Source organism: Mesorhizobium sp. M0174, assembly GCF_040322275.1.
Classification (GTDB): domain Bacteria; phylum Pseudomonadota; class Alphaproteobacteria; order Rhizobiales; family Rhizobiaceae; genus Mesorhizobium.
Map to the genome: position 1 here is coordinate 1 of NZ_JAMYTB010000016.1, position 22,868 is coordinate 22,868.

Consider the following 22,868-nt stretch of genomic DNA (forward strand, 5'->3'; position numbering starts at 1 on the left):
CGAATAGGGCTTGGGCATGGCAAATCACCTCCTTAAGGAAGTGAATCACAAACCCGACGTTAGCGGAATCCTTCGCGATTCAACCTGAATGTCCGACGCTCTACCCGTTGAAACTGATGAAGATCAGGGCGCGGATGAGGGATGAAGACGTGATGCTGGGCGCATCGCTGGCCGAGGCGCCGTGAATGACAATCTCTTATGCGTCTCGTCTTGGTTTACCGTCATGAGGCGGCAGCACGCCGTTAGTGACGCAAACTGCCGTTTGGCCGGGGACGCTCCTATCGCTGACCGGCCGCATGCTGCAGCCGCGCGATCAGGTCGCGATTGCGGCAATAGTCTGGCGGATCGTCGGCTTGCTGCTGCTCGTCGAGCCAGGTCGAGCATTCGTCCTGGTGCCCGCAGGCGCGGCAGCGGTCCACCGCCCGATTGGTGATGGCTACATTGTCTGGAACGATCTTCAATTGTTTATCGACGCCCACCTTCCGCATCATGCGGCTCATCAAGGCGGTCCTGGCGTCAACTGAGATCAGGTAGTCGAGAAAAGTCATGTCGGTCACTCCCGTTTCCCGCAATATCATTGTCATCTCGGCGACCGCTGCATTGATCTTGGTCAACGGGCTATCTGCGGACGACGATCCTCGCGTGAATGCCGCAACTGGCGGACTTGCGATGCGGCTGGGGGTCAATACGACATGAAGCGGTTGATGCTGCTCTCTTCGATCAGCGTGCGCGTGACCCCACCGAACGCCCATTCGCGCAGGCGGCTGTGGCCATATGCGCCGGAAACGATCAGGTCGGCGTTGATTGAGCGCGCAAATGCCAACAGATGCTCACCGTCAGCGTCACCACGGATGAACTCGGTCCGCGCCATGATGCCGTGATGCTCAAGAAAGACTGCGACATCTGCGAGGCTGTCGCGAATGCCGTCGTCGCGCTCGCTGTCGATTGTGGCGATGACGACGTCGTTGGCTTTGGCCAGGAAGGGCAATGCGTCGGTCAGCGCCCGTCGCGCCTCCCTGGTGTCCTTCCAGGCGACCAGCACGGTTTTTGCCATAACATGTTCGATATGGCTTGCAGCGGCGAGTACTGGCCGGCCTGTGCCGAGCACAAGGCTACCGATATCAGCGGCGCGATAGACATCTTCTCCTTTGTCGCCGCTGTCGCCGCCGGTCACGATGAGGTCGGCCGCGCGGGCCGAAACGCTGAGGAAGCGCGCCGGGCTGCTGACGGCTTGCCCCCATTCGCTTGAGATCGAGGTAGGAACCAGCCTCTCGAAGTCGGCGCGCAGTTCGGCCAGCCGTCTTTCGATTTCCGTTCGCTGGATCTGCATGATCTCGCCTTCGTAGACCATACCGTCGCCAGTCGCGACCAGAGGCGGGACATCCGCAGCCGCGAGGCCGATAAGGTGAGCGCCGAAGCTTTCAGCAAGTTCAACCCCGAGGCTCACCATGGCCGCAGGAGGTGCATCGATGGCGAGGTTCACGGCAATTGATTTGTAGGACACTGGAGGCGCCTTTCGCTGGAGCAGCTGGATGCAGCATGAGGTGCATTGGCCTGCGGCGCCTCGATACGCGTCAAAGTGCATGACCAACCGGCTTGATCGCGACTATTTGGCATCATGGTTTTGCGTGTGCAGAAAGCGCGATGAATGATAACTAGACTGCGTTGCGGGTCCCCGATCAAAGGACTTGATTTGGACGACAGACAAACACGTGACTTGTCGACCGACGTTCGCGGCCAGGGGCAGACCACGGCCGAACACGACCGGCTGGCCCAGATGTTCGAGCAAGCCCCCGGTTTCATGACATTGATGCGTGAGCCGGGTCATGTCTTTGAGTTGACCAATGCCGCCTATCAGCGCCTGATCGGCCAAAGGCAAGTGATAGGAAAGTCGGTACGCGAGGCCCTGCCCGAGCTTGAAGGCCAGGGTTTCTACGAACTGCTGGACCAGGTGTACGAAACGGGCGAACCCTACAGAGGTCAGGGCGTGAAGGTCGCCCTTCGCAACAGCCATGACGAGCCGGTCGAAGAGCGCATCCTCGATTTCGTATATCAGCCCATCAAGGCCGACGACGGTCGCGTCACGGCTATTTTCGTCGAAGGCACCGATGTAAGCGAGCTTTCCTTTGCGAACGCCGCCCTCCGGTTGCGCGAAGACCATTTGCGTTCGATCCTGGCCACGGTGCCCGATGCAATGGTCGTCATCGATGAACAAGGCCTTATTCAATCCTTCAGCACGGCTGCTGAAACGCTGTTTGGTTACCAGTCGAGCGAAGTCATCGGTCAGAACGTCAATCTGCTGATGCCGTCGCCCTACCGCGAAGAGCATGACGCTTATCTGCACCGCTATCTATCGACCGGTGAGCGCCGCATCATCGGGCTCGGCCGCATCGTCACTGGAATGCGTAAGGATGGCTCAACCTTTCCGATGGAACTTGCCGTCGGTGAAATGCATCCTGGGACCGGCCGCTTCTTTACCGGCTTCTGCCGGGACTTGACCGAACGCTACAGAGCGGAAGCGAGAATACAGGAGCAGCAGCAGGAGCTTCTCCACATGGCGCGGTTTACCGCGCTGGGCGAAATGGCTTCGACACTGGCGCATGAGATCAATCAACCCCTCACGGCAATCACGAACTACCTCAAAGGCAGCCGCCGGCTTCTCGCAAAAAGCACAGAAGAGAACGCGCCGATGTTGAGGGAGGCCGTGGAAAAGGCAGCGGAACAGGCCTTGAGGGCCGGAGACGTCATTCGCCATCTTCGGGACTTCGTCGCAAGAGGCGAGAGCGAGCGTCAGGTCGAACGCCTTCCCACACTGATCGAGGAAGCCTCGTCCCTGGCCCTGGTCGGTGCAAGAGAAATTGATGTCCGCGTTACCTACAAACTCGATCCCGCCGCCGAACTGGTCTTGACCGACCGCATCCAGATTCAGCAGGTTCTGCTCAATCTGATGCGCAACGCGATAGAGGCCATGCAAGGCGTGCCACGCCGTGAGTTGCAAGTCATAACCGTGGCCCGCGACGACGGCATGGCAGAGGTAAGCGTGATCGACACAGGTATTGGTCTCGCGCCGGAAGTCTCCGCCCAGCTTTTCCAGCCATTTGTCACCACCAAAAAACAGGGCATGGGCGTCGGCCTCTCAATTTGCCGTACCATTGTCGAGTCGCATGGTGGCCACATCTGGGCCGAGGCAATGCCGACTGGAGGAACTGCGTTCCGGTTCACCTTGCGCATCGTGGAGAGAGAAGAGGTCGCCAATGGCCGGTAACCGTCTTGTGCACGTGGTCGACGATGACGTGGACGTTCGCAAATCGCTTGGTTTTCTCCTGGCGACGGCTGATTTCGCCGTGCGCCTGTATGAATCGGCGACAGCCCTTCTGGCTAACGCGACGAGCCATCTCGACGGCTGCATTGTGACGGACGTGCGCATGCCGGGCATTGACGGCATCGAGTTCCTGCGACAACTCCGGACCCGCGGGCATACGCTTCCGGTCATCGTTATGACGGGTCATGCCGATGTGGCGCTCGCTGTTCAGGCGATGAAGGAAGGTGCCGCCGACTTCATCGAAAAGCCGTTTGATGACGAGGTCTTGATCGAAGCGATCCGCTCCGCATTGGACAATCGTAATCGGGCGGAGGCAACACACCCACAAAGCGTGGAAATCCGCGATCGTCTGGCGGCCCTGTCGGAGCGAGAGCGACAAGTGCTGGACGGCCTTGTGTCCGGCCTGCCGAACAAGACGATTGCCTACGATCTTGGCATCAGCCCGCGCACAGTCGAGATCCATCGCGCCAATGTCATGAGCAAGATGGCCGCGAGCAGTCTGTCGCATCTCGTGCGCATGGCGTTGGTTGTGGAATCCAAACCTTAAAGCGCGTCACGGAGTGACGTCCCGTCGTTTAGCGGAACGCTATCCCGCACCCAGTCTCGCCAGTGGGTCGGGTGAACGTCGATGCGTACGCGGGTGGCGGCGTTCTTCCAGCCTTCTCGCTCCTTTATGCAAGGAAAGATAAGCGCATGTTCGCCGTCCTCGTCGAGGACGGCCAGTTCGAGTTCACGATCGAACGGAGCGCTTGAGATAGGCTTCCACATCATCCTCTATGATGGGTGGGAGCAGCAGGCCTCGCCTTGATCTGGATCATTTTCCGAATCCCCGCTCCGGCATGAACGCTGATAACTGATATGAGCGGCCATGCGAGTCACCGGCGAGCCCAGCCATGGTTGTCGATTCGTCTGTCGGCCGACCGACTTCCTTGATCGTGATCAATGACCTCTCTCGCGACAGGTTTACGATCCGCGATGCCGGATATCAGAGTCGGTGTAGCACCGACGCCGCCGTGCAGTCACGAAAAACAGGAGATCGCGCCGTTGCTGATCCGCACGCTTTCTGCTTTGGAATGTACAAAATTGCTGACGGCCAATCGGGTCGGTCACTTGGCATGCGCCAAGGATGGACAGCCCTACGTCGTGCCATTCTACTATGCCCACGCCGACAATCACCTTTATGCATTTTCCATGCCGGGCAAAAAGGTCGACTGGATGCGTGCCAATCCGCTGGTGTCCGTCCAGGTCGACGAACGCGGCCAAGGGCGGGCATGGAGAAGCGTGGTTGTCGATGGTGTCTATGAAGAACTGCCTGACCGGATCGGCTACAAGGTTCAGCGCGACCATGCGTGGTCGGTGTTGAGCAAACACGTCGACTGGTGGGAGCCTGGCGCTCTGAAGCCGGTTACGCCTCCTGTTTCGGACAGCACTCCGCATGTTTTCTTCAGGATCATTGTCAAGGAGGCGTCGGGTCGGGAAGCAAAGGAATAGCGTGCTTTCCCGTCCGAACACTGCGGGCACAGCCGCTGCGGATTGTGCCGGCAATCCGTTTTCATGCTAATCGTCCATCGCGCAAAAAAGATGGAAGTGCTGGCCAGCTTGGGGATAGGCATTCTCTGCGCACGTAGAAATGATACCAGTGGTGAAGGGCGATGGCGCAGGAAACTCTGGTGGTTTGCAGCAAATGCGGCGGGATCAATCGACTGCCGCCAGCGCGCGACGCTAAAAACGCAAAATGCGGAAAGTGCGGGAAAAAGCTGTTCTCAGGTCACCCCGAGGACGTCGACGCACGAACCTTCGATCGTCAGCTCAAGCGAGGCAGCCTTCCCGTTGTCGTGGATGTCTGGGCGCCATGGTGCGGCCCCTGCAAGATGATGGCGCCCGCATATGAAGCGGCAGCAAACGAACTGGAACCGCATGTTCGGCTGATCAAGCTCAACTCCGACAATGAGCAGGCCGTTTCAGCCAGGCTCGGCATTCGCGGCATCCCGACCATGATCCTGTTCTACGGCGGACATGAGGTTGCGCGCACATCCGGCGCAATGACGGCGGGGCAGATCGTCAGGTGGATCCGCGACCACCTGCCGATGGCCGGCGCCTGAAGTCCTCAAATCGTGGATCCGCTCATCGCCCGGCTCGGACTTGCACTGACCATAGGCTTGCTCATCGGACTGGAGCGCGGCTGGCGGGAATGGGACGCGCCCGATCGGTAGTAGCAGCCCTTTGCGTATTCACGCTCGGTGCATTGTCCGTCGCTGGCGATTACCGCGCCGCTTCGGCAGAGAGGAGCAGCACGCGCGGCCATCCTTGCTAGTCGCGAAATCCTGCACGCCCTCCTGAAGCGGCTGACCTGGATCGAGCTTCGTTCCGCGCTGATCCTAAGGGTGGCTTCAACCCATGGGAAGTCTGGTTCCTCACGGTTCTGATGGCGTCGATATCGTTCGCTGGCTATGTCGCCCTTTCGCGCCCTGTGGACCACCCGCGGCCTGCTTGTCAGCTCGCCCGCCGGCGCGATCGTCTCTTCCACCGCCGTAACCCTGACGCTGGCCCGCAACGCCGTGTTGGGAGGCAATCCTCTGCCGCTCGTTGGCGCGGCGTCGCTGGCCGCAATGGTTTCTTTGCTAGGCGTCTGCGCCGTGGTTCTGATCGTCGAGCCAAGCTTGATCGCTTCGGTTGGCATTCCCGCAATTGCCGCGGCGCTCTCCTTAGGCTCGTCGCCGCAATCGCCGGCACGGCACGATGTTGTTGCCCTCGACCTTCGGATAGCGCCGAGAACTAGCCTCTTTGATGCCGATCAAGGGCCAAAACGGACAGCCGCTTTATGAAACTCCGCGAAGGAGTACGCCATGATCAGCTTGAAGCGTCTCACCCCGAAATTCCGGCACGTCCGGTTGCTGCCAAGCCACCTCGGAGGTAACTCATGCCGCGGCGCATCTTGATTGTTGTCGGCCATCCCGATCCATCGCCGCACCGGCTCTGCCGTAGTCTCGCCAAGGCCTATGCCGAGGGTGCGGAACTGGCGGGGCATGTCGTCCGCCGGGTCGACCTCGCGGCACTCGATTTTCCAATGCTTCGGACGGTGGAGGAGTTCGAGCACGGCGCGATTCCCGACAGCCTAAAGGACGCCGCTGAAGCGATAGTCTGGGCGGAGCACATTGTATTTGTGTTTCCGCTGTGGCTCGGGACCGTGCCGGCTCTGCTCAAGGCTTTTCTGGAACAGGTGATGCGGCCGGGAACTGCCTTTACCTACCCTGACAAGGGTGGCGGCTTGCCCAGGAAACTGCTCCGCGGCCGCTCCGCTCGCGTCGTGGTCACGATGGGCATGCCTTCCGTTGTTTACCGGCTCTGGTTCCTCGGCCACGGCATTGCCGCCATGCGGCGCAGCATCCTTTATTTTGCCGGCATTAGCCCGGTACGCGAGACGTTGTTCGGCATGGTCGCGGGCGCCAGCGATACAACGCGGACAAAGTGGATCAAACAAATGCGCAAGCTCGGTGGGCTAGCCCTTTAGCCAATCAGGCACGGCAAAGTCGGCCGTGGTCGTCCAGGCAATGAGTGCAGATCGCTCAAGCCGCGCGACTTCACCGGGCGTTGTCCGGCCGCGGCAGCTCGGAGCAGTTTTTGTTGGGGGCCAAACAAGGTATCGGCCGGGCACCTACCTGACGGTGACCTCGGTGGAGCGCCCACGATGATACTGTCTCACCTCCGCTCACCCCAATTCGCGTGCTGGAACCATCGAGGCCGCGTCGGACGAGACACTATCAACTAAGCCTTTCCCCAGCCGCAGCATCACCTCTCCAGTGATACGTAGTTTCCCGTAGGGACATAACCGAATTTCGCGGCCTGCGAATTCGCGCGATTGCTGTGTTACGGATCAACCGGGAAACAGCCATGCACGCCCCATCGACCTCCAGAATTTCACTGCCGTCGCACCCCGTACAGTCGAGCCTGACTACAGCATTCGATCCGACGCCGCTAAAGCCGGTCAGCTTCTTTCCCTCCGGTTCGGAAATTTATGCGCAAGGTGAAAAGGCCGGCGCCTTCTATCAGGTCGAGTTTGGCGCCGTGCGAGTTTACCGCCTGCTTGCAGACGGTCGCAGGCAGATAAGCGCCTTCCATCTGGCCGGAGAGACATTCGGTTTCGAAGCCGACACCACCCATCATTTCTTCGCCGAAGCCATCAACGCCACGGGTGTCCGCGTCTTCCGCTTTGCCACTGGTGCGGATATCTCCCGCCAGCTGCTCCCGCTGGCTCTCAAGGGCCTGACGAGAGCGCAGGAACATCTCTTGGTCCTCGGCCGCCAAAATGCCATCGAACGCGTCGCCGCGTTCCTGGTCGACATGGGGGAGCGGCAGGGCGGGTTGCGGCAGATCGAACTGCCGATGTCGCGCATGGATATCGGCGATTATCTCGGCCTCACCATCGAGACCGTGTCGCGAGTTTTCACCCGGCTGAAGGACAACGGCATCATCCGCCTGCTCAATCTGCGCAGCATCGAGATCATCAAGCACGACGCGCTTCATGCGATGAGCGAGTGAGGCTACTTGGTCACTTGCCGCGCGTGGCAGACCGTAAGCGTTGCCGCTTCAAGCCCAAACGGTTGCGGAAGGGTCAGCCATAATACACAGGGACGGGATTTCAGTTCGAGCACACTGACATACCGACTTGCGGGGACCACCGCGGAAACTGGATGGTTGTCTTTGAGCCCGACGAATTGGATCTTTACATCGAGCATTGGGCACCAACCATCAGAAGTGAGCCGACCACCTGGATCAGCGCTGATGATTTTTTCGCCCGGCGGCAGCGTCCGTCGATCTTGTCGATCCTTCTACCCAGGCCAGGGTGCGGCTATGAACGCAAATGCGTTCTCTGGCTGAGGATTTGGATGACGGCAGCGGCATCGAATGTTCCCGGCAGTGCGGCAGCGCTTGGAGGATCGCCGGCGCGCGCGTAGACGTGGCCCAGTTCGAAGGTGATGACGCCACCGCCGATGAAAACGACCGCGCGGGCAGCACCGGGTCGATCAGCACATCGTATCTCAGATGCTCGGCGCCTGCCGCTGCCGCAGCAACGGGCCTCGCCGCGATTGCAAGCCTGAAGCTGCCGCTGCCATTGGCGCGCGCGCATTCCGAGGCGCCGCAGCGAGTGCTCATGACGAGGCCATCAAGCGTCGAAAACCCCATCGTCGTGGCGACGCTTCGTCCAGCGTCCATGGCGCACAGGCTGGCACCGCTGCCGAGATGGGCGAGGATCGCCCGGCCGCCGGCGGCCGGGCCGCAACGCTTGCGCAGCTTCGAAGCGATGTGGCTGTAGGAAAGGCCGTGAAAACCATAGTAAACATGCCCGCCTTGGTCAGCGCGCGTGGGAGGCCATAGATCTTGGCGAGCCGCGGTCGGGCCGAATGGAATCCCGTGTCGAAGCATCCGACCGGAAGCACTCACGGCAGGAGGTCGGCGGCCAGAGCGACGATCTCGACATTGATCCTTTGATGGATGGGCGCCAGCGGCTCCAGCAGGCGCAGTCGTCCTGAAGCCGGTTCGAGGCCGTCTCGTGCGGACCGACGATGCAGTTCTTCGCGGCCTCGTTCAGCTCCATCCCAGAAGAACTTGCCCATCACCGCGTCGACTCGGCCTTGACCGAGCCTGGCGGTTCGACTGCAACTGCATGGTCGTGCAGCGCGGGCAGATCAAGGGACCGACCCAGCAGGCCGCCATTGGCATGCGAGTTGGGCCCCTTCGCCGCGCGGCTTGCGGCGCGGTGGCACGGATCGCTTCTCCGCTTGCCATCTTTGGCGTCACGACGACGAGTCCGGCTTTGATCCACCGCAAATGTCTTTCCAATGGATGATAAGCGCGCCGATGCCCCGCGGATATCTCTCGTCAGTTGCTGCCCGACGCGATCACACGAACACCGCCCTGTATTTGGCCAGAACGGAATTCAAGCGAGCGCACAATCACCGCGCACGTGCTGGAATTGCTCCCGCCGCCCGCAAGCAGATTGCGCACTGGTAAGTTGTTTTTGAACCTGATTGGAAAAATTGTAGTCTTCGTGCTACATATTGACGTAATTTGTAGCGCGAAGGTATCAAAATGCCCACTCCCCACAACCCGCCAGCCGCCGTCAGACGCGCCCTGCGCAAGCTGGGAGCGGATATCCATGACGCGCGGCGGCGGCGGCGGCTTCCAATGGCGGTGGTGGCCGAGCGGGCCTTCACCTCGCGCTCGACATTGCAACGGGTCGAAGCTGGCGACACGAATGTCAGCATCGGCATATATGCCGGCGTTCTTCAGGCGCTCGGCCTGCTCGATGGCCTGAGCCAGATCGCTGATATCGCCAACGACACTGTCGGTCAGACGCTGGCGAGCGCCGATCTACCAAGGCACACGCACCTCAGGCGGCCGGCCAGGACGTCTCGCGATGGCTGACTTTGAGGTCCATATCGATCTTGGCGGCCACACCCGCCCTGTCGGCCTGGCGAGAAGCAATCGGGTCCGCGGTGCGGAAACGATCCTCTTCGAGTATGACGCTGCATGGCTCGACGACCCGGACCGGTTTTCCCTGGAGCCGGCTCTGGCTCTCACCCGTGGCGCCTTTGCTCCGCCTGCCGGGCTGGCTACGTTTGGCTCAATCGGCGACTCGGCGCCTGATACCTGGGGGCGACGCCTCATGCAGCGCGCCGAGCGGCGTCTCGCTGAACGTGAGAAACGTGCCGTTCGCTCTCTCACCGAGAGCGATTATCTTCTCGGCGTGGCGGATCAGACACGACTTGGCGCGCTCCGCTTCCGGTTGGTCGGCACCGAGCTATACCTGGCGCCGATCCGTGACGGGGTCCCTGCCCTCATCGAACTCGGCCGGCTGCTGCAAATCACCGAGCGAATTCTACGCGATGAGGAGACCGACGAAGATCTGCAAATGATCTTCGCACCAGGTTCTTCCCTAGGCGGAGCGCGGCCGAAGGCCTCGGTTATTGACCAACATGGCCACCTCGCGATCGCCAAGTTTCCAAAAGAGACGGACGACTACAGCATTGAGACCTGGGAGGAGATCGCGTTACGCCTGGCTGGCCAGGCAGGCATCGCCACGCCACGACACGAACTGATCGAAGTTGCCGGCAAGCCTGTGATGCTCTCGACGCGTTTCGACCGTAAAGCCGCGATCCGCGTTCCATTCCTGTCCGCCATGGCGATGATGGGTGCCCGGGACGGCGAGCGCGGCAGCTACCCTGAGATCGTCGATGTGCTCACCCAACATGGCGCGCAAGGAAAGACCGACGCGCGTGCCCTCTATCGCCGTGTCGCCTTCAACGTGCTGATTTCCAACGTCGACGATCACCTGCGCAATCACGGCTTCCTTTGGCTGGGAAAGGCAGGATGGTCGCTATCGCCTGCCTACGATCTCAATCCGGTCCCGACGGATCTCAAGCCGCGGGTTCTGACGACCAACATCGACCTTGATGAAGGCACGTGTTCGCTTGATCTTCTGGAGACCGCCGCCGGGTTCTTCGCGCTGACGCTCCCGCAGGCGCGAACGATCATCAAGGAGGTCGCCGTGGTGACGTCGACCTGGCGCGATGTTGCCAAGGCCGTGGGGGCGCGACCGGCGGAGATCAACCGGATGGCGAGCGCTTTCGAGCATGCCGATCTCAAAAGGGCTCTGGCGCTCTAGGCGCGTGCCGCGCGTTCCGGCCTTCGACTTGCTGCAGCCATGTTCCTGGCGAGCCCGACCAGGCGCAGGACAGCCCGCTTTGGATTCGATTCGAGCCAAACGCCCCTGATCGGGCTGACGCTGTTTTTCCCGCCAAGCGGTTTCCACAGGGCGGAATCGATGGCAGCGGTCCTGGCATAGCTCGCCTCGGCCAAAGTGACGCCTTGCCCCAGCTGCACCTGAAAGATGACGGTAGCCTGGTTGGCGCGGCATGTTTGAACGGCCGGGCCGCCGTCGGCCGTGATGCGTTCGAGCAAGCGCAGATCCAACGGCGGTCCGTCCAACCCGACCGGAACGAGCAGGCACATATCGGCAAGGTCAGCCCAGGTGAGGAAGGGCTTCTCGGCAAGACCATGAGACGACGGCAGGAGCACGAAGAGACGTTCTTGCCAAAACACTTCGCTGCTGCAGAATCCAGCCGAGCCAATATCGTGCGTGAATACGATGTCGAAGTGCCTGCGGCGAATGGCTGCCAGACATTGCCCGGATGGGACATCTTCAATGGTCAGGCTGACGTCCGGGTACTTGTCTCCGAAACGATCGATGAGGCGCTTAAGGAACTTACCTCCTTTCACCCAGCACAATCCAATCCGGAGCGTCTTGGCATCGTTGTTATCGCGGACCCGCTCAGCGAAGGCTTCCAGCAGCCCCTCGTAGTGAGCGCGCACAATTTCGATCCAGGTTCGGCCGGTCTCGGTCAAACGAACGCCGCGCACATTGCGTTCGAAGAGCTGCATTTCCAGAAGCTGTTCGAGCTTGACGACGTTGCGACTGACCGAGGATTCCTGCACCCTCAGGACTCTCGCCGCCTGACGCAGGCTGCCATGATCCATCGCCGCAAAGGCGTATGTCAGCAACTGGATGGCGTTCCCGTTCCGCGTCATGGCGCTTGAACTTCGTGGATATTTTCGCGGATGAGGCCTGCCTCACTACGAGGCGATCGGATCTGTTCACCGCAAGAGGTCGCGCTCTGCAGATCAACAGCCTCGTCCGGCAGCGCAGCAACTCGAAGGCAGGGCGAAGCGACAGGCACCGGTGATTGCATCGAAGCCTTGCGGCAATGGGCATCGCGTTGCGTCGTCAGAGCGCGACCTCTTTCATCACGATCGTCGAAGCCGGGAATATGCCGGCCTCATAGACGTATTCGTGCGGAATGGCGGGGCCTGGCATCTGTGACACGTATAGATCGAGATTTTCCTTGCTGTTGCTCGCCGCGAGACTGCAGAAATTGCCGCTGTTCCACGTCATGACGCAATGCTTGAACTGCGCGCGTACGGCGCGAGCCATCTCCTCCAAAGTGGCCTCGTTGTTGAACATGGTCCCCAATACGGCGGTCTTCTTTCTGTCAATCTCCTCCTGGGGGAAGTACCGCGCTTTGAAACCGTAGTCCTTCTGGTACTCGCGACGTTGGTAATCGCCTTCATCGACTGCCCGGAACTTCTCGACGAACACGAAGATGCCACCCTTCTTGAGGTGCTGGGTCACGAACTCGACCTGCTTCAGTCTGTTGGGCGAGTACATCTGAAAGGTCGTGTCCTCCAGGATAAGGTCGAAGCCTTGCGTGAACTTTGCCAGCCGCTGGTCGGATCCGAGAACGTCCTTGGTCAACCGGTGGAACGGCCCGATGAAGAACTCGGCATGGGGCGGTTCGCCATAGGCCATGAAGGATTTGTAGTTCTCGGGATTCGGGCTGCACGACAGCGAGACAATCTGCCCGCCGGAGAATTCGGACAGCGTCCTGGCCATCGTTCCTTCCGCCGTTCCAAGGCTGTATAGCGACAGCGGCGCGCCACGGGACCGGGCATATTTCAGCACCGCGTAGGCCATCCGGCACTCCTCTTCCAATCTGTAAGGAATGCTGCCGTGATAGTGCTGGTCAAAGAAGCCTTGCCGATTGGCGTGCAGATTTACCAGATCGCGCAGGAGTTCATCGCCAGGGAGAAGCCGGGCGTCGGCCACCGGCTTGCGGACGGGCATCCCGCTTTTGCCCGCGGCCGTTGAAGCAAAAAAGCCAGCAAGCTCATTGATCCGCGGACCTTGATCGCATTCGGCCAGGAAATCGTCGAGACCGCGCATTGGAATATGCCTCCCGCACCATTGCTTTGGTGAGATGCCAAGAGCTCGATGCGGAAACGCCACTAGTTTAAGAGAGGCCTAATGTTTCAAGCTTGTTCGAATCTTGGCGAGGCACTGGTAGGCTGGGAAAATACGGGCGGCTTTCATGCGATTGCCGTTTTTTACTAAAGTGACATCTTCGACCAATCCTGAGTTAGTTGTGATTTGTCCAGCAACCCATGGTTATGCACAACACGAGAGGGGCGGACTGCTTTTGGTACAAAGGTTGCTCTCTGCGTGGATACTCTTTGCCTCGACCCAAAAAAGTTACGCCGCTCACAGTATCAAACGTTTGCACACCAACATGAGAGTTGGGGAAACGTGCGGGCGGACTTGATCAAGAGGACTGGTCTGGGGCGCCAGGAAACGGGCATCTCCTTCCCGGGTCATATGTTTCTGATGAACCTGAAAGGCGTGGCGAGCCGCGGGGAAGACTTCATCGACGGGCGTCGTATCTCCTTTTCGCCCCGGCGCGCCGGTTCAATCATCCACATGCCTGCAGGCAGTGATTGGACGGGGTGGGACGAGGGAGATCCGACAGCCGCCTACTTGCTGGTATCCATTGAGAAGGGGTTCGCTGACGAAGCGTTGGGGGGCATGGCGTGCCATCGTTCTGGCGATCTGCCCCCTTCGATCGGATTTCGCGACACCACCGTCGAGATGGCTTTGCAGCGGATCGTCATCGAACTTAAGCAGCCCGACCGGATCAGCGTGACAATGGTTGAGAGCCAGGCCATGCAACTGCTCGTTCAAATGGTCAGGCTGAACGGCAGCCATCATGAGCCGGCAAAAGGCGGCTTGTCGTCCTTCGATCTCAGACGTGCCATCGCGATGATCGAATCCTCGCCCGACGAAATACCGTCTCTGGCTGCCCTGGCAAAAGAGGTCGGGGTGAGCCGGTTCCATTTCAGCAGGGCCTTCAAGCAGTCGACGGGCATGACGCCCCATGCGTTCATCGCACAGCGTCGTCTGGACCGCTCAGCCGAGATGCTGCGATCGACCAACATGTCCGCGACAGAGATCGCGCTGGAATGCGGGTTCGGCAGCTCAAGCCATTTCACGATCGCTTTCAAGCGGGCCTTCGGCCTCAGTCCGATCGATTTTCGACGCCGGTGCAGGATTTGAATCAACACCTCCGCTCTTTGGAGCAATATCTGAAAAACCGAGCATGATTGTTAAGCGGGATTCCCCGAAAAGGCTATGACGAGGGGCCATTGGATGGACCGCCCGTGTCAGATGCAATTCGAATTGCCAGCGATAAAAGACCGGGCACCCAGACACGGGTGATGCTTGGGTTTCTGGCCAGTACCTTCTCGGCTGCTGTCGGCCGCAACGGCTATTACATCGCTTCCGCCTGGACACTCGTCGAAGCCGGCCGGGGCAGCGCAGGCGTTGCGATACTGCTGGCGATCGTCAGTGTCGCGGAATTCGTCACGAGCCCTCTGGCGGGCCTGGCTTCGGATCGCTTCGACCGACGACAGCTGAACATTGCGGCGGACCTTGGCCGCTTTGCCATCGTGCTCGGCACAGCTTGCGCGCTTTCCTACCTGGACGTGTTTGTAACCCTTTGCCTGTCGGCCGTCGCCTTTGCATTTTGCGACCGGATCGCGCTGACTGCTTCGCAGGCCATGATCCCGCTCCTGGCGCGTGGCACCGATCTTGTGAACACAAATTCCGCCGTCTTTTTCATCATGCAGTTCGGCAGTCTCGGAGCCGCATTGCTTGCCGGACCCTTGCTGGACGGGCATCCCCCTGCCCCGGCTTTCGCCGTACTTGCCTTGTTCTTCCTGGTTTCGGCGGGCTCGCTCTCCACCGTGCCGCCAAGCTCGGCGCCGCAGCGCGCCACGGCGACCAGAGGTCTGGCGCCAAACGTCGATAACGACCTGTGTCGTCTCTTTGCCGCCTACGCGCTTCTCTATGGAGGCGCAGTGCTCGTCACGGCAATGGCATCGAGCTTCGTGTTCGAAGAGCAGAGGGGGACTGCGGCGGATTTTGGTCACCTAGAGACGGCATGGTCGGCAGGTTCCCTGATCGGCGCAGTTCTTCTCATCAGGCTGACACGAGGGATAAGTGCTCCTATACTTCATCTCATGCTTTTGGGCTCAACCGCGCTCGCGCTGATGTCGTTGATAGCTCTGCGCGCGCCGTGGACACTTATTTGCTTCACCATGCTCGGGTGTCTCTACAATCTGGGCCGCGTGAGCATTGAGGTCACATTGCAGTCGTCTGTCCCCAATAGTGTGTTGGGCAGGGCAAAAGGCGCCATGCACGGTCTCGCCGTCGCGCTGGGCTTGCTGATGTTCTGCATCATTACCGGTTTGGGCGGCAATGTCTCTCCTTCGACGATTTTCTTCAGTTTCGGAGTGGCGCTCCTTATCAGCATTCCCGCATTGAGCCTCGGCATCGCGCAGCGAAAGGGTGAATCGTGAGGTGGACGAGCTAGCAGCAGACGCAGACGCCAAGCAGGCCGTGCTCGGTGCGTTCGCCGCGCTCTACCCGTGGATGCGATCCCATTATTCCCGCCCAGTCCGGGACTATGCGTCTCGCGTGTTCAAGGCGCCAGCTCTGAAGTCTGAACCGGAAGTTCGCAGCCGCTCGCTTGCCAAACTGCTGGGCACGATCAGGAACGCTGGAGAGCGGAACGGACTGTCGATCGAAGCCGTCGCACAAATCTGCCGGGAGTTCGAAAAACGCCGCGTGTTGCAGACCGGTCCACATTTGTTTCTGCTCCTGGAGCCGGAAGCCTATTACACACATGTCTTCAGCCTGCTGGGCCTCTCGGCGCAGGCTTGCTCGACCTACGTTTCCTATGCCGTCTCAACGGTAAGCCTCGTTGAGAGGCCGCGCAAAGGGCCAGGCTGGTTCAACGTTGACGGAGTGCCGACGAACGTCTTCGGTCTCAGCCGAAGCCGGATGATTGGATACAGCCTTCTGACCGGGCCGGGATCCTACCGGTTTGAGCTGATGCCGACGGAGCCGAACGCGGGAGACGCCCTCACTCAGCTTCGCGGCCTTCTGCCACGGACGCCGTTCGAGCGGCCGGCGCATGCCATCAAGGCAGCCAACCTGATGCTCTGGCCGAAACTGTTTGGAAGCAGCTTTGCCTTCCTGCAGATCGACGACGAGGATGTTGCCGATTTGGTGGCGGACCATCTTTCAGACGCAGGCTCCTGGCTGCGGACAAGGCTGCTGGAACACCCCAAGATCGCATCCAACATCCTTACTGGTCTCGATGGGCTGGCCGCCGGTCCATGGAGCGGCTGGCTAGCACGCGGTACCGATTTTTTCTGGTTCTACGAAAACGGCAAACGCCTGCCGCTGCGGTTGGTTGGCGGAGACCTCGTCCAGCCCGCGACCGGAATGAAGGTGGCCCGCTTCACGGTGCCCGACATTGTCGAACGGCTGGCAGACCGCAGCCTCATCCCCAATCTTCTGCTGATGTTTCTCGTTCTGTCGATCCTGCCTGGCGTGCGAGCGCTGGGAGGCAGTTATCAGCCGCTTTACTACCCCTTGATGCGCTACGTCATCTGCATGGCGCTTGAGGACGCAGGCGTGGATGAGGATCTTCGGCGGGCTCTGGCAGCCGACGACGTGCCGGGAGCTTGGGGACATCGAGTCATCGAGTGCTATGATGATCCCTTCAAACAGTTCCTGGATGGCGAAACCGGCGTGACAAGGGGCCTCCTCGACCGCTTCGGCGATACTCCCTTTGCCAAGGCATGTGGAAGCATGACCAGCTTCGTGACGGACCCGTCGTGGCAGGAACTTCACAGGCGGCTACGGCAAGGAATGGTGGCGCCTACCGATGCGGAATGGGCCTTTGCCTGAATTGACTCTTGCTTGTTCACACCACTTTACGACGTTCCCATTCTCATCACAAATTGGGTCGCCCGCTGCTAAGCCAGAGTTCTGACGGTTAGCAGAAGCCATCCGAGGCCGATACGCTCGCGCCGGTTCCTGGATAGGCGCATATCACGGCGCGGTCACATGAACAGGCGATACGGATAGACATTTCGCGGCAAGTCAGCGACGTTCGCTATCGTGCGGGCCAGTTTCTGCGAATAGCGAATGCTTACCGGCACAGGGTCGTAGAGCGCGTCGTTGTTCCAATCCATCTTCGTAAGGGCCAACGCCTCGTGGGCTATGAGTTCAAGCGGCCCACTCCCGGCATGACGGATCAGCTGCAGTGGCCGGGGAATGCTCTTCTTGCCCTGATAGTAGTCGCCCTTGGTCGAAACATCGGGAGCATTTCCCGCCACCCATACCAAGGCGGAATTGCCCGTGCGGACCACCATTGTCCCGCGCGGCACGGGAAATCCCGACGGCTTTGACGGAGGCTTCTCCGCGCCCGACTTGATCAGCCAGACGCCGCGCCAGCACGATGCCGAACTGACCTCGATACACTCTACTTCCGCCACACCGGCGAGCGCATCGAATGCGCCTTCGATCTCGCCTTCCTTGAACGCGGTCGTCTTATGAATAACCATGCGTCTTGGCAGGTTGCCGCCGTTGCGGCCTTGATAGAGCTCCAGGCTGCGGGCGAGGACGGCGCGCATGTCGTCGCGGCTGAGAAAGGGGTTTCTGCGGGCTTCGGTGACGTCCGCCACCGGGTCCCGCGCCTCGAACGCAACGAACTGCATGCCGCCGCCGTCCATGTCGAAGACCTGCGAACAGCACGTCACATAATGTGCGTCTTGCTGATCGCCGCGTAGGGCATAGGCCAACCCGATGTAGGCGGTGTCGGCCGGTACGCCTTTTAGCGGCGCCAGCTTCCACGGCGTGCCCGCAGCCTTAACGTACAGTGCGGTCGAAAGACGCCACGCCAGCGATGCCTTGTAGCTGAAGGTGAAGACGCGGTCGTTCAGGACCTGAGTCGGAATATTATACTTGGCGCCTAAGGCCTTCAGCACGTCGTGTGCGTCAAAGAATTTTCCGCGTGTCGCCGTGTCCCAGCTGTCGGGAAAGTGGACCAGCACAACTTCGAACTCATTGCGAACGGCGTCGAGGCGGCGGAGCGCGGCATCCATGGCAAGGTAGAGGCGATGCTGTGCGTCGCCGTCGCCCGGCAATTGGTCTAGGCGTTCAGGCCACTTGATGTGCGCGCTTGCGGGCGCGGCCTCAAGAGCCACGCGGAACAGGCGCTCGAAACCTGGATATTCCGGCACATATTCCGTTCGGTCGGTAGCCCGATGCACGTCGCGCAAAAGCTTCATTAGGTCGCCGCGACGATGGAAAGCACCCCCCGGGCCGACTGTTGCGATGCGCACACGAGAGGTATAGCCGCTGAAGGAGCCCTTCGAATATGGCCCATAATTCACGAGTCCCCGCAGCGGGTGGACATCGACTTGAGTGGGTTCGGATGGCGAAAAGGACAGATCCGGCTCGTCCAACAGGGTGAATGGCGGCAGCTCGGTCAGGGCTGAGTTCGCCATCATTTGCTCCTGTCGAAGTAGGTGTGGTGGTGCGACGGCCGGCTGTACCCTGTAATGGGTGACACCTTGAACACGGCATCAATGCCCGTGCCGTCTTCGAGCCCGAAGGCGCTTCGCGCCGTCCCTCCTGTTTCGGTAAGAAGCTGCGCCCAGGCTCCAATAATGCTGGCCCAGCTCTTGTTAAAGCGCGGAGCCCAGCGTTCGCGACGCCAGTCTCCGGCGGGATCACCCCGGAGTTCGACCTGTATACCTACTTCAGCCGGGGCCTGGTTGGCGGAGAAATCCTCGGAGCCAACCGATTGGGGAGTGTCCTGACGGGGTAGCTGGACGAACGTGTAGGGCTCGAAGCCACACCACCACCTGCCGTCCACCTGTTCCAGTTTGAGGTGGACACCCTCCCGAAAGGGGAAACCAAGCCCGGGCACTGCGCCGACGAGATTAGTGCCGTACGCGTCGCGCAACCGCGATAGGGTTTGTTGCTGGCGCCGCGTTCGCTCAGGATCGTCGCCGTCGCGCGGTGTGGCGACGACGAGCGAATGACCTGAACGCCTGTAGCGCGGGATTAGCGGGCGCTGTCGGGCCAGAGATCGCACGAGTGTGTCGTACAGCAAGCCCATGGCCCAGCTATCGGCGGCCGGATCGAGGTCGATCGTTCCAGCGAGCGATGGGCCGAGCGGAGCCAAGGCGTCCACGAGCTCCTGATCCCGCCCAAACACCGCCAACTCCCTCCCCAACGCGGCCGCCGTCGCTCGATAACCTTTCGCCTTGAAGATCTCTCGCACCTCTGCCGACGTGGTTGCGCGGGTCAGCATGATGCGCCTCGCCGCCGTCGGCATCGATTGGAGCAGAATTGCCGAATAGCGCAGTACCGGGAATGCCCGGGCCTTGGCATTCGGAATCTGGACGGGTACGAGGCGCGGCGTAGGTCGCCCTTCCATCACGTGATCGTAGAGCGCGTGCGGCAGATCCGTTATCTTGACAATCTCGGCGACCAACTCGTCGAACGTCGTGCATTCGATAACCGAAACGTCGACCCCTGCCGTCTGCGCGCGATCCAGAAATTCGGTGACGGCTGGGAGCAGGCGGCTCGCTGATGAGGCAACCCAATAGAGTCCGTTCGGGAACGGAGAGGGTGCAGCCAGGACGTCGTTCAGCGCCTCTAGGATCGAGGTGTCGCGCCCGCTGTAACCGACGAACAGCATTCCGAACCGCTTTCCAGCCTCCACCAGCACGTGTCGCATGCGGGCGTCCTGCTGCTCCAGCTCTGATCCGGTGTTCTTGATCGCGATCGACTGGTAGTCCCCATGAAGTTTCGCGATTAGCGGCCAGTCGGATTCGTCGAGGCAACGCGTCGCACGGTCGGCAGAATCGATCGCCGCCACAGTGGGCCGTCTCTGGTCTGCGGTCGGCAGGATTGCGTTCGCGGTGAGTGCCGCGTCTTCCGCAAGCGGGTCAAAATTGGTCGTGAAGATGCAGTCGGTCTTGCCCGCCGCCATCAGGCTGGCAAGCACCTTGTGCCCGAAGCATGGCACACCCTTAGCGATCGCATCCGCAATATACTGTCGACGGTGGCGAGGCTGGGGATAGACCGCCTCGAAAGCGGCGGCATATTCCATGGGATCTCCGTCCGGCGGCAGCCGCGACGTCCGGCGAAAGAAATTATCGATCCGCTCAATCCAGATGGGGTCGGCCGTATCGATTTCCCGTTTTGAAAGGTTTGTCTCGCGACAGAAGATTCGGGCCTTGAAGTCACGGATCATCGCATAGCCGGTAGGAATCCCGGATGCCGCCGACGCGCCGGCGCCGAGAAACCATGCCACCGTATTCGGTCGTAGGGCGAAGGCTGTCGCGAACTGAGCGAGGGACATGGTTGGGACAGAACTGATTGGGTGCTCCTTCGACGGTGTGGGAGTTATGCTACTCGATTTGACAGGAGTTTGGCAGCCGCCGCCAAGATCAGTCGGCGATTAGATTGCTGTTAATTGCTACTTTGCGCCCAGCAACGGACAGTCTGGAAACGGCCCCAGTTCTGCCTGCGGTCGGTGCAGACGGGATAACCGATCCGACCCTCTTCTTATAGTCCTCAATCACCTCGACAACAGCGTTCAGCACCGGTTCAAATCCGCCGAAGTTGATGGTGGCCTTGTTCACGGCTACCACCTTGCTCGCGAAAGTCTTTTTGGAGATGTGAGTCGCCCCGTCCGTTTCTTTCAGCTTTATATCGAATTTCTTACCCTCGTAGGGCTTGTCCAGCAGGGCTTGTTCGAAGAGTTTCTCAATGGGGGTATCGGCCCCTCCAATCTTCGGAATGGGTATCACGTAGAGGTTGGACTCCAAGAAGTACCAACTGTCCGATCCATCGACCTTCTTTTTCGTGACGTGCTGTACGTGCTTAAATAGGTCTTTCGAGCCTTCGTCCGAATCGACCACCATGATGACAGGATGTTTGCCGCCACTCTTGAAGCCCTTAATGCGGGCCGAATACATCCTTGCCAGTTTAGTAAGATCGCCGCAGCCTCCGCCCAACTGCTGAACAGCGGCCGAGCTACGGGTGTATTTGAAGAGTTTGATTTTCAGTTCGCCCGCTGGACTGGTGAGGGCTGGATACTTGCCTGCGAGATTGTGAAGCGCGGACTTGATGTAGATATTGTCCGTGACGCCTTCACAGAGAACGACAGGTCGTTCAGCGCCGTATAGGTCGGCATAATTCAGGAAGCGCTCAAAGAGCTTGAAACTCGCCCACACCTTCTGTGGAGGCGCCTTGGTCTGCTCGTCCTTTTCGTCGGGAACCTGACGTACCTTCGGTCCTCGCCCGCGGACTTGGTGGATAAAGGCCAGTCGTCCACGGAGCTTGGCAAGCGAGAAAGGCCGTTTGGTCCCATTGACCTTCACGTGGCATGAGCCGTCCATAAACAGGTGATGGCACATAGCCGCGACGGTCGCATAATAGTCCGAAGCGATGTTGACCTTCTGGTTGACGACAACCCCGGTCACATCCTGCCGCGAGTAATAGTACTGCATACGCGTTTTGGCGTGATTTAGCTCGAATCCAGCCCGAGCTATCGTCTTCACAAGCTTGGGGCCGGCCTCCCAGAGGTTGATGCTGCCATTCACACGGCGTCCGATTGCTGACGGGAAGAGCTGTTCGCTGGTCGAGAACGTAATGTCGTCCGCATAGCGTGTGTAGGTGCAGTGGTTTTGCCTCGCCAGCTCATTAAGGCGAATGTCCATGACGCTGGCGATCAAATTGGAGATGACAGGCGAGCACGGGCTCCCTTGGGGCAGCTGGTTGTCGAAAGATGCAATCTGCGTTAGGACGGCCGCGACCTTGCGCTTGAGCGCAAAGTCCTTGTGCTTAGTGAAAAAGCCGAAGACCCGCCCAAAATTGATCGCTGGAAAGAAGTCCTTGAGATCGGCGTTAAAGACGTATCGCTGATCCCGGTGATTTTCGCCGTTGGTGATGATGGAGAGCTTTTTCTTGAATCCATGGGCGAGAATGCAATTGCGTTTCTTGACCCGGCTCGCCTCTAGCTCCTGTTCGATCAGCAGCAAATCCTTAGCAAGACGCTTTTGAACAGCCTTCAAGGTCTTGTGCGGGGCACGAATGATCCGGTCGCCGCCCGATTTTTTGGGGACGGTAAACTCATCGTATTTGGAAGCATCGCTGAGTTTATACAGGGCATAGGAGATGTGCGCCGGTTTGAGGTCGAGAATTCGCGCAACATCGGTCAGAGTGTCCGCTTTTTTGTACTGCTCCAGTTTAAGCGAAACGATTGTCATGGGAGGGGCGGCTTGCGGATACTCCTATGCGATGTAGCATAATGGACCATAACGTATCGCCCTCGTCGCATTCTCCGGGAAGCACTAGACCCGTCTTGCTTTCACCTGTGAGGAACCCCCACAGAAAAATCTATCCGCAAGCCGTCGTTCAAAGATCAGATCGGAAATGGTGACGCAAGGGGGTGCGACCCCAGTCCACAAGTAGTTAAGAATCTCCGGCGAGAACGCGACTGTGAGGCACGGCTAAAGTATCGAAAGCGCTATTTCTTAGTAGCTCGGAGAACAGTCGGAATGCGGCGGTAAGCCGACAGCAAGTGTGGCTCATCTCAGCGTCAGCTTCTTGGGCAAAGGCAATGTCTGCCTAGCGACCAAATTGCCGTGGACTTCTGTTGCCGAAACTTTGACTTTTGCGTCTGCTTTCGGAAAACCACAAACAGGCTAGCGGCGCCCGAGACGGGGGTCGAAAAAGTTAACAAGGCAAATTTTGCCTTAGAGGGGGACCAGAATGGCATCT

The 22,868-nt window shown here is 59.8% G+C and carries 20 protein-coding genes and 1 pseudogene; 12 read left to right on the forward strand and 9 right to left on the reverse strand.

Going from position 1 to position 22,868, the window contains the following annotated elements; translation table 11 throughout:
- Positions 1 to 278: 278 nt before the first annotated feature.
- Entirely contained in the window at positions 279 to 614 is a 336-nt protein-coding gene (locus tag NKJ13_RS23860) for a DUF6455 family protein (RefSeq protein WP_352778573.1), read from the reverse strand.
- Between the two features lie 68 nt (positions 615 to 682).
- Positions 683 to 1,504 (reverse strand): universal stress protein, encoded by an 822-nt coding sequence (locus NKJ13_RS23865; RefSeq protein ID WP_352778576.1) that lies wholly within the window; start codon positions 1,502 to 1,504, stop codon positions 683 to 685.
- Positions 1,505 to 1,777: 273 nt separating this feature from the next.
- Here NKJ13_RS23865 and NKJ13_RS23870 point away from each other — a divergent pair, with 273 nt between their 5' ends.
- The 7 genes and pseudogenes from NKJ13_RS23870 to NKJ13_RS23900 all read left to right on the forward strand — a co-directional run bounded on the left by NKJ13_RS23870 (position 1,778) and on the right by NKJ13_RS23900 (position 7,861).
- Positions 1,778 to 3,265, forward strand: a complete 1,488-nt coding sequence (locus tag NKJ13_RS23870) for a PAS domain S-box protein (RefSeq protein ID WP_352778681.1) — start codon at positions 1,778 to 1,780, stop codon at positions 3,263 to 3,265.
- Positions 3,255 to 3,869: a response regulator FixJ gene (gene fixJ, locus NKJ13_RS23875; protein WP_352778578.1), complete on the forward strand. Its 615-nt coding sequence runs from the start codon at positions 3,255 to 3,257 to the stop codon at positions 3,867 to 3,869. The genes NKJ13_RS23870 and fixJ overlap by 11 nt, the downstream gene beginning before the upstream one ends.
- A gap of 497 nt (positions 3,870 to 4,366) precedes the next feature.
- Entirely contained in the window at positions 4,367 to 4,813 is a 447-nt protein-coding gene (locus NKJ13_RS23880) for a pyridoxamine 5'-phosphate oxidase family protein (RefSeq protein WP_352778682.1), read from the forward strand.
- Positions 4,814 to 4,974: 161 nt separating this feature from the next.
- Positions 4,975 to 5,424 carry a thioredoxin TrxC gene (gene trxC, locus NKJ13_RS23885; RefSeq protein ID WP_352778580.1) on the forward strand — a complete coding sequence of 150 codons (450 nt, stop codon included), beginning with the start codon at positions 4,975 to 4,977 and terminating at the stop codon, positions 5,422 to 5,424.
- A gap of 12 nt (positions 5,425 to 5,436) precedes the next feature.
- Positions 5,437 to 6,036 (forward strand): annotated as a pseudogene (locus NKJ13_RS23890) (DUF4010 domain-containing protein); the annotation flags it as partial.
- A 206-nt stretch (positions 6,037 to 6,242) separates the two neighbouring features.
- Complete coding sequence (locus NKJ13_RS23895; RefSeq protein WP_352778581.1) at positions 6,243 to 6,833, forward strand: NAD(P)H-dependent oxidoreductase; 591 nt, start codon at positions 6,243 to 6,245, stop codon at positions 6,831 to 6,833.
- 380 nt (positions 6,834 to 7,213) lie between these two features.
- Positions 7,214 to 7,861, forward strand: coding sequence for a helix-turn-helix domain-containing protein (locus NKJ13_RS23900; RefSeq protein ID WP_352778583.1), 648 nt, complete (start codon positions 7,214 to 7,216; stop codon positions 7,859 to 7,861).
- A gap of 234 nt (positions 7,862 to 8,095) precedes the next feature.
- On the opposite strand, the gene NKJ13_RS31635 is transcribed toward NKJ13_RS23900, so the two are convergent.
- Entirely contained in the window at positions 8,096 to 8,746 is a 651-nt protein-coding gene (locus NKJ13_RS31635; RefSeq protein WP_502901940.1) for a hypothetical protein, read from the reverse strand.
- Between the two features lie 14 nt (positions 8,747 to 8,760).
- The gene (locus tag NKJ13_RS31640) at positions 8,761 to 8,937 is read right to left on the reverse strand and encodes a hypothetical protein (RefSeq protein ID WP_502901941.1); all 177 of its coding nucleotides are present in this window, start codon (positions 8,935 to 8,937) and stop codon (positions 8,761 to 8,763) included.
- Positions 8,938 to 9,412: 475 nt separating this feature from the next.
- Between NKJ13_RS31640 and NKJ13_RS23910 the strand changes: the two genes are divergently transcribed.
- Both NKJ13_RS23910 and NKJ13_RS23915 read left to right on the forward strand, forming a co-directional pair.
- Complete coding sequence (locus NKJ13_RS23910; protein WP_352778585.1) at positions 9,413 to 9,748, forward strand: helix-turn-helix domain-containing protein; 336 nt, start codon at positions 9,413 to 9,415, stop codon at positions 9,746 to 9,748.
- Positions 9,741 to 10,988 carry a type II toxin-antitoxin system HipA family toxin gene (locus tag NKJ13_RS23915; protein ID WP_352778587.1) on the forward strand — a complete coding sequence of 416 codons (1,248 nt, stop codon included), beginning with the start codon at positions 9,741 to 9,743 and terminating at the stop codon, positions 10,986 to 10,988. Before NKJ13_RS23910 ends, NKJ13_RS23915 begins: the two co-directional genes overlap by 8 nt.
- Here the strand turns inward: NKJ13_RS23915 and NKJ13_RS23920 are convergent.
- Entirely contained in the window at positions 10,985 to 11,884 is a 900-nt protein-coding gene (locus NKJ13_RS23920) for a LysR family transcriptional regulator (protein WP_352778589.1), read from the reverse strand. The genes NKJ13_RS23915 and NKJ13_RS23920 overlap by 4 nt on opposite strands.
- A 223-nt stretch (positions 11,885 to 12,107) precedes the next feature.
- Positions 12,108 to 13,103 carry a class I SAM-dependent methyltransferase gene (locus NKJ13_RS23925; protein WP_352778591.1) on the reverse strand — a complete coding sequence of 332 codons (996 nt, stop codon included), beginning with the start codon at positions 13,101 to 13,103 and terminating at the stop codon, positions 12,108 to 12,110.
- 372 nt (positions 13,104 to 13,475) lie between these two features.
- Here NKJ13_RS23925 and NKJ13_RS23930 point away from each other — a divergent pair, with 372 nt between their 5' ends.
- The 3 genes from NKJ13_RS23930 to NKJ13_RS23940 all read left to right on the forward strand — a co-directional run bounded on the left by NKJ13_RS23930 (position 13,476) and on the right by NKJ13_RS23940 (position 16,970).
- Positions 13,476 to 14,267 carry a helix-turn-helix domain-containing protein gene (locus tag NKJ13_RS23930; RefSeq protein ID WP_352778593.1) on the forward strand — a complete coding sequence of 264 codons (792 nt, stop codon included), beginning with the start codon at positions 13,476 to 13,478 and terminating at the stop codon, positions 14,265 to 14,267.
- 104 nt (positions 14,268 to 14,371) lie between these two features.
- Positions 14,372 to 15,571, forward strand: a complete 1,200-nt coding sequence (locus NKJ13_RS23935) for an MFS transporter (protein ID WP_352778595.1) — start codon at positions 14,372 to 14,374, stop codon at positions 15,569 to 15,571.
- Position 15,572: 1 nt separating this feature from the next.
- The gene (locus tag NKJ13_RS23940; protein ID WP_352778597.1) at positions 15,573 to 16,970 is read left to right on the forward strand and encodes a hypothetical protein; all 1,398 of its coding nucleotides are present in this window, start codon (positions 15,573 to 15,575) and stop codon (positions 16,968 to 16,970) included.
- Between the two features lie 155 nt (positions 16,971 to 17,125).
- On the opposite strand, the gene NKJ13_RS23945 is transcribed toward NKJ13_RS23940, so the two are convergent.
- From NKJ13_RS23945 to NKJ13_RS23955, 3 genes are all read right to left on the reverse strand, one after another.
- Positions 17,126 to 18,532 carry an argonaute/piwi family protein gene (locus NKJ13_RS23945; protein WP_352778599.1) on the reverse strand — a complete coding sequence of 469 codons (1,407 nt, stop codon included), beginning with the start codon at positions 18,530 to 18,532 and terminating at the stop codon, positions 17,126 to 17,128.
- Positions 18,533 to 18,573: 41 nt separating this feature from the next.
- Positions 18,574 to 20,394 carry an SIR2 family protein gene (locus NKJ13_RS23950; protein WP_352778601.1) on the reverse strand — a complete coding sequence of 607 codons (1,821 nt, stop codon included), beginning with the start codon at positions 20,392 to 20,394 and terminating at the stop codon, positions 18,574 to 18,576.
- Between the two features lie 136 nt (positions 20,395 to 20,530).
- The gene (locus NKJ13_RS23955; RefSeq protein ID WP_352778604.1) at positions 20,531 to 22,354 is read right to left on the reverse strand and encodes a retron Ec67 family RNA-directed DNA polymerase/endonuclease; all 1,824 of its coding nucleotides are present in this window, start codon (positions 22,352 to 22,354) and stop codon (positions 20,531 to 20,533) included.
- Positions 22,355 to 22,868 lie beyond the last annotated feature (514 nt).

Excerpts from the sequence above, each read along its gene's own strand:
- NKJ13_RS23870 (WP_352778681.1), top strand. The coding sequence starts at position 1,778 with ATGTTCGAGCAAGCCCCCGGTTTCATGACATTGATGCGTGAGCCGGGT.
- fixJ (WP_352778578.1), top strand. The coding sequence starts at position 3,255 with ATGGCCGGTAACCGTCTTGTGCACGTGGTCGACGATGACGTGGACGTT.
- trxC (WP_352778580.1), top strand. The coding sequence starts at position 4,975 with ATGGCGCAGGAAACTCTGGTGGTTTGCAGCAAATGCGGCGGGATCAAT.
- NKJ13_RS23895 (WP_352778581.1), top strand. The coding sequence starts at position 6,243 with ATGCCGCGGCGCATCTTGATTGTTGTCGGCCATCCCGATCCATCGCCG.
- NKJ13_RS23900 (WP_352778583.1), top strand. The coding sequence starts at position 7,214 with ATGCACGCCCCATCGACCTCCAGAATTTCACTGCCGTCGCACCCCGTA.
- NKJ13_RS31635 (WP_502901940.1), bottom strand. The coding sequence starts at position 8,746 with ATGCTTCGACACGGGATTCCATTCGGCCCGACCGCGGCTCGCCAAGAT.
- NKJ13_RS31640 (WP_502901941.1), bottom strand. The coding sequence starts at position 8,937 with ATGGGCAAGTTCTTCTGGGATGGAGCTGAACGAGGCCGCGAAGAACTG.
- NKJ13_RS23910 (WP_352778585.1), top strand. The coding sequence starts at position 9,413 with ATGCCCACTCCCCACAACCCGCCAGCCGCCGTCAGACGCGCCCTGCGC.
- NKJ13_RS23915 (WP_352778587.1), top strand. The coding sequence starts at position 9,741 with ATGGCTGACTTTGAGGTCCATATCGATCTTGGCGGCCACACCCGCCCT.
- NKJ13_RS23925 (WP_352778591.1), bottom strand. The coding sequence starts at position 13,103 with ATGCGCGGTCTCGACGATTTCCTGGCCGAATGCGATCAAGGTCCGCGG.
- NKJ13_RS23955 (WP_352778604.1), bottom strand. The coding sequence starts at position 22,354 with ATGACAATCGTTTCGCTTAAACTGGAGCAGTACAAAAAAGCGGACACT.